General features: G+C 41.7%; 4 protein-coding genes and 2 pseudogenes. 2 read left to right on the forward strand and 4 right to left on the reverse strand.

Features of this window, described 5'->3' with window-relative positions:
* A pseudogene (locus QV04_RS10750) lies at nt 1-253 on the forward strand (sodium-dependent transporter); the annotation flags it as partial.
* Between the two features lie 4 nt (nt 254-257).
* Nucleotides 258-356: a methionine/alanine import family NSS transporter small subunit gene (locus tag QV04_RS11415; RefSeq protein ID WP_017806746.1), complete on the forward strand. Its 99-nt coding sequence runs from the start codon at nt 258-260 to the stop codon at nt 354-356.
* Between the two features lie 225 nt (nt 357-581).
* Here the strand turns inward: QV04_RS11415 and QV04_RS10755 are convergent, their stop codons facing one another.
* The 4 genes and pseudogenes from QV04_RS10755 to QV04_RS11560 form a co-directional block, all read right to left on the reverse strand.
* Complete coding sequence (locus QV04_RS10755; protein WP_065230572.1) at nt 582-2,240, reverse strand: amino acid ABC transporter ATP-binding/permease protein; 1,659 nt, start codon at nt 2,238-2,240, stop codon at nt 582-584.
* Nucleotides 2,233-3,981, reverse strand: coding sequence for an ABC transporter ATP-binding protein/permease (locus QV04_RS10760; protein WP_065230573.1), 1,749 nt, complete (start codon nt 3,979-3,981; stop codon nt 2,233-2,235). The genes QV04_RS10755 and QV04_RS10760 overlap by 8 nt, the downstream gene beginning before the upstream one ends.
* Before the next feature lie 27 nt (nt 3,982-4,008).
* Nucleotides 4,009-6,321: a TonB-dependent hemoglobin/transferrin/lactoferrin family receptor gene (locus tag QV04_RS10765; RefSeq protein ID WP_065230574.1), complete on the reverse strand. Its 2,313-nt coding sequence runs from the start codon at nt 6,319-6,321 to the stop codon at nt 4,009-4,011.
* 292 nt (nt 6,322-6,613) lie between these two features.
* A pseudogene (locus QV04_RS11560) lies at nt 6,614-7,941 on the reverse strand (IS3 family transposase).
* Between the last annotated feature and the right edge of the window lie 72 nt (nt 7,942-8,013).

The following is an 8,013-nucleotide window of genomic DNA, read 5'->3' on the forward strand; positions in this document are numbered from 1 at the left end:
GGGTGCAGATCACAAAGTAGGCTTTTTATGGCGTTTATGTATCGTGCTAACCACAGGGATTCTCGCCTTTATGTTGTTAAGCGAAGGGGCAAAAGTGTTCACCGAAGGCTACGAGGGCTATCCATCTTGGTTCGTGAATATTTTTGGTTGGGGTATGGCTGTTGGGCTGGTTGTGGTTTCTTTCTTACTCTCACGCCTCAAATGGAAACACGAAGAATTATTTAGCCTAAATGATCAAACAAAAGAGGATTAATCAAATGAGTACCAGTGCAATTATTATGATGACCGTCGCGTTGGTTATTATTTGGGGCGGATTAATTTACGCAATCAAAGCTCTGCCAAAAGAAAAAAACTAGTCGGAAAAAAGACCGCATTTTTAATTAAATAGAAACAGCCACGAATGTGTGGCTGTTTTTTTATAAAAATTATTCAGTTTGATTTGATTGTTGAGCCAATTTTCTTGTTTTGAATAATATGGTCGTTTCAGTTTAAAACAAAATAAGACGTTGATCCGCTGACAATAAAAATAATACGGCGAGGCAAGCTAACGCCGTATTATTTTGCAATCCAATGACGATATTTTACGACAATCGTCCATTCTCAATTTTAAGCACCTTATCACAAATCGCCATTGTGGACGCTCGGTGGCTGACGAGGATAATCAATTTTTCCGCTTTGACCTTTAATAAGGCTTGTAAAATCATTGCTTCATTTAGGCTGTCTAAATTGCTAGTGGGTTCATCAAGCAGAATGATCGGAGCATTGTGCAAAAACGCCCGTGCGATGCCGATACGTTGTTTTTCGCCGTCGGATAAACTGCTTCCCAGCTCTGAAACCTTGGTGTCATAACCCTGTGGCAGGCTCATAATGAAATCGTGAATAGCCGCTTTTTTCGCCGCTTCGATCACGTCTTCACGGCTGGCATTTCGCTTTGCCATTTGGATATTTTCACCAATACTTTGATTGAAAATATAGGTTTGCTGTGTAATGTAAGCGATATTTTGCCGCAAGGTTTGAGTATTAAGTGCGGTCAGATTTTTGCCATTAATTTCAATTTTCCCTTGCTGTGGATCGTAAAAACGCATTATCAATTTAAGTAACGTGCTTTTTCCACTGCCACTACGTCCGTGAATGCCTAAGATTTCCCCTTTGTTTAGACTGAATTGAATAGCGGATAAAATCATTTCATCGCCATAGCTAAAATGCAGGTCTTCGCCACATAAGCGTTCAATTTGAACGAGATTTTTCCCCTTATGCACCTCTTGCAACTCGGGTTCTTCGGCGAGCAAACCTAGCACACGTTCACCGCTGGCTAAGGTTTGTAGTAGATTATTGGAAAGATTACTGAGTGCAATCACAGGTCCATAACTCGACATCAACAAAATCACTGCGATCAATAAGCCATAAAAATCAATGTGTTGCGTGGCATACAGTGCAAGCCCCACAAATAGCATTGCGATATTAAAGAGCGAAACGGCGATTTCGCTGTAACGCCGCACCTGACTTTCTTGCTGTTTCAATCGCCAAAAAGCCTGATCGATATTTTGGCTACGTTGGTGAATGGCAGCAAGGCGGGCTTCCGCCTGATTAAAGAGCTGGATTTCTTTCATTCCTCGCAGACTATCGAGAAAATAATCATTCATCTCCCCTACTAACTGGCGATATTGCCGTCCCTCTTCGCGTGCCATTTTGGTGGTGAAAACAGGCAGCAGAAAGCCAATAGTGAAATAAGCCAGCAGAGCCACGCTCATTAACCATAGGGAAATATGTGCAAACACGCCTAACAAAATGGTAGAGGTGATGATCGCAATCATTATCGGGGCAATGGTGTGAGCATAAAAAACCTCTAATAATTCAATATCATTGGTTACTAACGAAAGCAGTTGCCCCGCTTGCTTGCCTTGCAATTTCACAAATGCCAATTTTCGTAAGGCGGTGAACACCTTGTCCCGCAACAAGGCGAGCAGTTTGAAGGCGATATAATGCCCCGACATTTGTTCTAAGTAACGCAAAATGCCACGAGCCAGTGCCAAAATAAAAAGTGCGGTCAAAATTTGGCTTAAATTGAGATGCGTGCTAAAACCGATTAAATTCGCCAGCCCCATTGCCCCCAACACCATAATGAAAATGGCAGCCAAAAAGCCCAACACGCCCGTGATAATGGTAAAACTCATCAAATGGGCTAAAGGCATTACCAATTTCAGCAACTGCCACATTATCACAACGCCATTTTTACCCATTGATCGCCCCCTTGCTCACTGCTTCTAATTGTTTTTGCTGATTAAACATTCGGCTATATGCCCCTTGTTTCGCCATTAATTGGCTATGCGTGCCTTGTTCGATAAGATTGCCTTGTTGCAGAACGTAAATTTGATCGGCATTAATGGCGTTGGCTAAACGATGAGAAATCATAATGATCGTTTTTTCTTCTTTTAAACGCTGAATGAGTTGCAAAATGATTTCCTCACTTTCCACATCAATATTGCTGGTGGCCTCATCAAAAATATAACAATCCGCCTGATGTAATAAGGCTCTAGCAAGGGCTAAACGCTGAATTTGCCCACCAGAGAGGTTGCTCCCTCGACTTAATAACGGCATTTCAAGCCCGCCATTTTGCCGCACAAACTCCGCCAAATTCACTTGTTGCAGGCATTGATACATTTCTTCATCAGTGGCATTTTCCTTCGCCATTTGCAAATTTTCGCGTAGCGTGCCTTTGAAAATATAGCTACTGTGGCTAACAAGGCTAATGCGTTGATAGCGTGAGGCTCGGCTTAGCTCGGCGATATTTTGCTGATTAAAGCAAATTTCGCCCTGTTGCGGGGCATAAAAGCCCATTAACAATGCCACCAGCGTAGATTTTCCACAGCCACTTTCGCCGACAAAAACGCTGAGCTGATTGGCTGGAATGGTTAAACTAAGTTGTTGAAAAATAGGCTTTTCTGGCTGGTAAGCAAAATCAAGCTGTTTGATTTCCACTTCAAGCGGATTTTTATCGCAAAAATCCACCGCACTTTGCGGTTGCTCAACGGGGGTATCAAGCAGAGCGAAGATTTTATCTGACGCGGCTTTGCCATTCATCGCAACGTGGAAAAACGATCCCAACAAACGCAGGGGGATAAAAAATTCGGCAGAAAGCAGAATAAATAACACCACGCCAAACACCGTCAAATGCCCCGCTTGAAATTGCAACAACGCAGTGAAAATGCCGAGAGCCGCCCCGCCGTAAGCCAATAAATCCATAATCGACACAGAGTTAAGCTGCATTGTCAGCACTTTCATTGTGATATGGCGGAAATGTTCGGCTTCTTGTGCCATTTGCTTAGCTTTGTAGTTATCATCTTGATAAATTTTTAGCGTAATCAAGCCCTGCAAATTGTCTAAAAAACTGCTCCCCAGCCCCACATAAACCGCCCAATATTTATGCAATAAGCGTTTTGCGATTTTATTCACCACGATAATCGAAATGGGAATGAGTGGCACGCAAAGCAATAAAATCAAGGCGGTCAGGGGATTAAAATAGAGCAACACCGTAAAGAGGGTGAGGGGGGCAAGTAAGCTGTAAAAAAGCTGTGGTAAATAGCGTCCGAAATAAATTTCCAGTTGCTCAACGCCCTCAGAGGCGATTTGAATGATGGAAGAGGTGGATTGCTGCTGAACTTGGTTGAGCGGCATTGATACCAATTTTTGATAAATCAGCGTTCTAAGCTGGTGTTTAACTTTGACACTCGCCTGATAAGACGCGGTTACCGCCCGCTTTCCTGCAACCACACGCAACAGCAACGCCAGCAAAAAAACGCTCAAAAAAAGCACCGCACTTTTCAGATCTAACCGCTGCTGCCACGCCCATTGCAAGCACAGAGCAAAAGCGGCGGCACTAATAATCCCACCTATTAACGCCAGCCAATTCCACCACACCGTGATTGCAATCCATTTTTTACTGTCTGTCACGGTGTGAATCAGTCGTTTATCAATCATCATAATGTTGATTTCCTTATCGCATCGCGTTTAAAAACGTATTTCGATTGAGGCACTATAATTCCGCCCTGGTGCATAGAAACGTTCCAGCCCTAAGCCATTGCGATCAACACTGTTGGTTGTGCTGTTGGCATTAATGCCGCGTAATGCGTCCCAAGTGTGGTAGCGGCGGTTAAATAAATTATAAACCCCAGCCCGCAAGGTAATATTTGGCTTAATTTTATAGTAGCCAAAGAGGTCAAAAATATAGGCGGATTTGTTCAAATATTTATAGGTTTCAATATCTTGGTATATAATTTCTTTTGCACACATTTCTTTATCGTACCAATAATCATATTCCCAATGAATACAACGGTTTTTGTTTTCAAAAACTTTCGCGTCTTTCGCTTTTTTGGCAGCGAGATAAGTCAGGCGGCTGAAAATGCCCCATTTTCCTTGCGGATCTTCATAATCTAACCCCAACACCACTTTCATTGGTTGAATGGATAATAAGCTGGCATTATTGGATAACTTACCTTTGCTATAACCCAATGTCGCCATAAATTTTATGCCCTCAGGCACGGGAAGCACTTGGTTTACATTGAGCAGTGCTTTAATTTCAATGCCGTGAATTTTGGCATTATCCACATTCACCATTTGTTGCATTGGGGTTTGGAATGTTCGCCCGTATTGAGTTTGTTCAATCAGGCTTTCTTGTTCAAACAAAAAATCACGATAGCGGCTTTGGTAAAGGGCAATATCTAATACCCCAAGCGAACTTTCCCCTTTGAGAAAAAGATTATGGCTTAAGCTATGCTCTGCTTTTAAATCAGGGTTAGATTTCCACATCCCATAGGCGTTGGTAAAGGTGAAATAGCGTTCGGTTGCCGTCGGTAAACGATAGCCCGAGCTGAGTAAATAGCCCAATGTCCAGTTTTCTGTCGCTTGAATATCGATCCCAGCTAACCCACTCCAATTAATAAAATGACTTTTTGCGGGCATACCCTCAGCCAAACACGCCGCACTGCAAGGGGCATTTAAGGATTGAGGCTGATATTTAGTGTAATCATAACCCAAAGCGAGATGGGTGGTGATTTTAGGTTGCCATTGGTGAATTTCGGGTAACCATACAATATCATCTTTTAATGCAAGGCTGTATTGCGTGGTTTTAACGGGATATTGAATGGTGTAGCGAGAATTTAAGCCAAAGCGATTGGTATCGTGATTGTCATTTTTAAATTGACGCTCACTCGCCGCCATTTTAATGCCGAATGTATGGCTTCCGCCGATGCTCTTAAGCAGATTTAACGGCTCGCTTTCCGCATAAAATGAAAGCCGTTTAAAAGTGGTTTTCATTCGGCGATCGAACACTTCATCAAGCTCTTTTTCGCCTGTGAACCAATTTCGCCCGCCTTTATAATTCACTGCTGCAAGATCGGTTTTTTGATAATCAAAATCTAACTGGGTAAAGGCTAAATAGTCCGATTGTGGCGTATAGCGATAATAAACATTGGCATTGAGGCGTTTATTTTGATCGTCCGCTTCACGCCAAGCACTTGATAAAAGATTGTAGCTCCGTTCATCAGTATAGCGATGTCCCTGCTGACCATTGAGATTAAAGCCGATTTTATGCTGATCATTAAATTGAATGCCTAATTTGGCTAAATAGCTATGAAAGCGATGGGAAGATGGATCGGGCTGTTGGCTGCTCGATCCGCTGATGTTATCCCCACGTCCATTACTTTTCAGTTCGTGTCCCGTTCTTTGCGAATAAAGCAAAAGTGCCTCCACCTTTTCGCCCACATAACCTAGCCCAAAGGTTCGCACCCATTCGCGATTTTTACTCGCATACCCCGTACGCAGTAACACACCAAAACGATTGCCATCAAAAACCAGATCGTAGGGTTCTAAGGTTTGGTAATTCACCGTTCCCCCTAACGCCCCACTGCCCGAATGCACGCTATCCGCCCCTTTTACAATATCAATCGTCCGCACTAGCTCCGTATCAATGCTTAATCGAGAAGGGTTAAAATTGCCATATCTGCCATACAGCGTGTTTTCTTCGCTGTCAGGCAAATTCACCCCATCAATACTCATTCCGACACGATTTCCTTCCACCCCACGCAAAGAAAATCCCTTCAAAAAACGCCCATTGTCCGCTACGCCCACGTCTGTGCTATAACGCACTAAATCTTTCGTATCCCTAATAAGTTCAGTTTGAATGACAGTTTGATTTTTTCTTTCGGTGGTGGGTGAATGACTTTCTGTTTGCTGTCCCTGCACTAAAATTTCATCAAGCTGCTCAGCCAAAACAGGACAAGCATAGGCGAAACAGAGTAATAAAAATGGAGTTTGATAACGCATTGATAATTCTCCTAATTAAAAAGAGTGATGAATGCAGAAAGTATAGAACAAAATAACGCAAATAGAAATTATTATCATTAAATATTTTTATTTTCGCTCAAATAACCCATTATTCCAACAATATTATGGCTTAGAAATAAAACGACAGTATTGACTTAGAAAAGTACAGAAAAAAATTAAAATAAGAAAAGTGCGGTCATAAAATAGAGATGTTTTTAAGAGAAAACTCAAATAAAAAAGCCACTAAAATCTGATCTGCCCCCAAAAAGTTAGACTATATTCTAATTTAATTTTAATTCAAGGACTGAGTTCTGTATTCCACAGGGCTTAGTCCTTTGAGCTTCACTTGAATACGCTCATTGTTGTAGTAATGAATGTACTCGTGAATCACTTTTTCAAGCTGTTCAAAGGTTTCAAACCGCTTGCCAAAGTAATATTCCGTCTTCAATCGCCCGAAAAAGCTTTCCATCGCACCATTATCAAGGCAATTGCCTTTTCTCGACATACTTTGCTTAATACCGTGTTTTTTCAATATCTCCCGATAACCCATCATTTGATACTGTCATCCTTGGTCGGAATGCAGTATCGGTTTTTCCCCCGCTAATCGGTTCACCGCCTGGGTCAACATTCTGGTTATCTGCTCAAAACTCGGACTTCTCGCCACATCATAAGCAATAATTTCGTTATTAAACAAGTCTTTAATCGGCGATAAATACACTTTGCCTTCCGCACATTTGAACTCGGTGATATCCGTTACCCACTTCTCATTCGGCACCGTTGCCGTAAAATCCCGTTGCAACAGATTATCGGCAATGTGTCCCACTTTGCCTTGGTAAGAACGATATTTTTTCTGCTTACTTTTTCCTTTTAACCCCAAACGTTGCATTATCGCTTGCACCCTTTTGTGGTTGATAATCAAGTATTTCCTTAATTCCAAGGTAATTCGACGATAACCATAATTTTCGTCATTTTTGCGATAAATTTCCCCTATTTTCTGTGAAATCACTACATTTTTATCCGACTTTGGCTTGAGATGATAAAAGAACGAACTGTGTGCCAATCCGATTAGCCTGAGTAACAATTCCAACGGGAAACGCGAGTGTAAGGCATTTACGATGACGGCTTTTTCTGCATTTTTTGTTGGTTGAGTTCCTGCAACTTTTTTAGAATTGCATTCTCCGCTTCTAATTCCAAAATTCGGTAACGCAAGCGTTCTTCTTCTGTTTTGGGCGTTGGTGGCATTTTAGGTGAGTTGAGTTTCATACTTGGACGACCTTTAGGTTTGAGTAATAACCCATCTATACCTTGTTTTTCAAAGCGTTGCAACCATTGACTAATTATCCCTGAACTGGGGATATCAAAGCGAAAGCAGGCGGCTTCAGCGGAGCACTGGCCTTTTTTGATAGCTTGAATAACCTTTAATTTAAACTCAACAGAATAATATCGTTTTTTACCTAACACAGCTAATCCATTGATTCCATTATGATTAAATTTCGCAATCCAACGTGCTAACGTTCTTTGGGGAAGCTGAAAATACTGGCGAGTAAGCGAACGGTTTTTTCCATTTTGATGATAAAAGTCGAGCACTTGTTGTTTGAAACGTTGAGTATATTTAGTCATAAAAAATCTGCACCTTAATCAATTGGTTGTTTAGTCCAACTTTTGGGGTGCAGATCACATTCCACTTTCATC

Origin of the sequence: Gallibacterium genomosp. 1, from assembly GCF_001678575.1 — a bacterium.
Classification (GTDB): Bacteria; Pseudomonadota; Gammaproteobacteria; order Enterobacterales; family Pasteurellaceae; genus Gallibacterium.

Coding starts and splice junctions, on each gene's coding strand:
- QV04_RS11415 (WP_017806746.1), top strand. CDS start 258: ATGAGTACCAGTGCAATTATTATGATGACCGTCGCGTTGGTTATTATT.
- QV04_RS10755 (WP_065230572.1), bottom strand. CDS start 2,240: ATGGGTAAAAATGGCGTTGTGATAATGTGGCAGTTGCTGAAATTGGTA.
- QV04_RS10760 (WP_065230573.1), bottom strand. CDS start 3,981: ATGATGATTGATAAACGACTGATTCACACCGTGACAGACAGTAAAAAA.
- QV04_RS10765 (WP_065230574.1), bottom strand. CDS start 6,321: ATGCGTTATCAAACTCCATTTTTATTACTCTGTTTCGCCTATGCTTGT.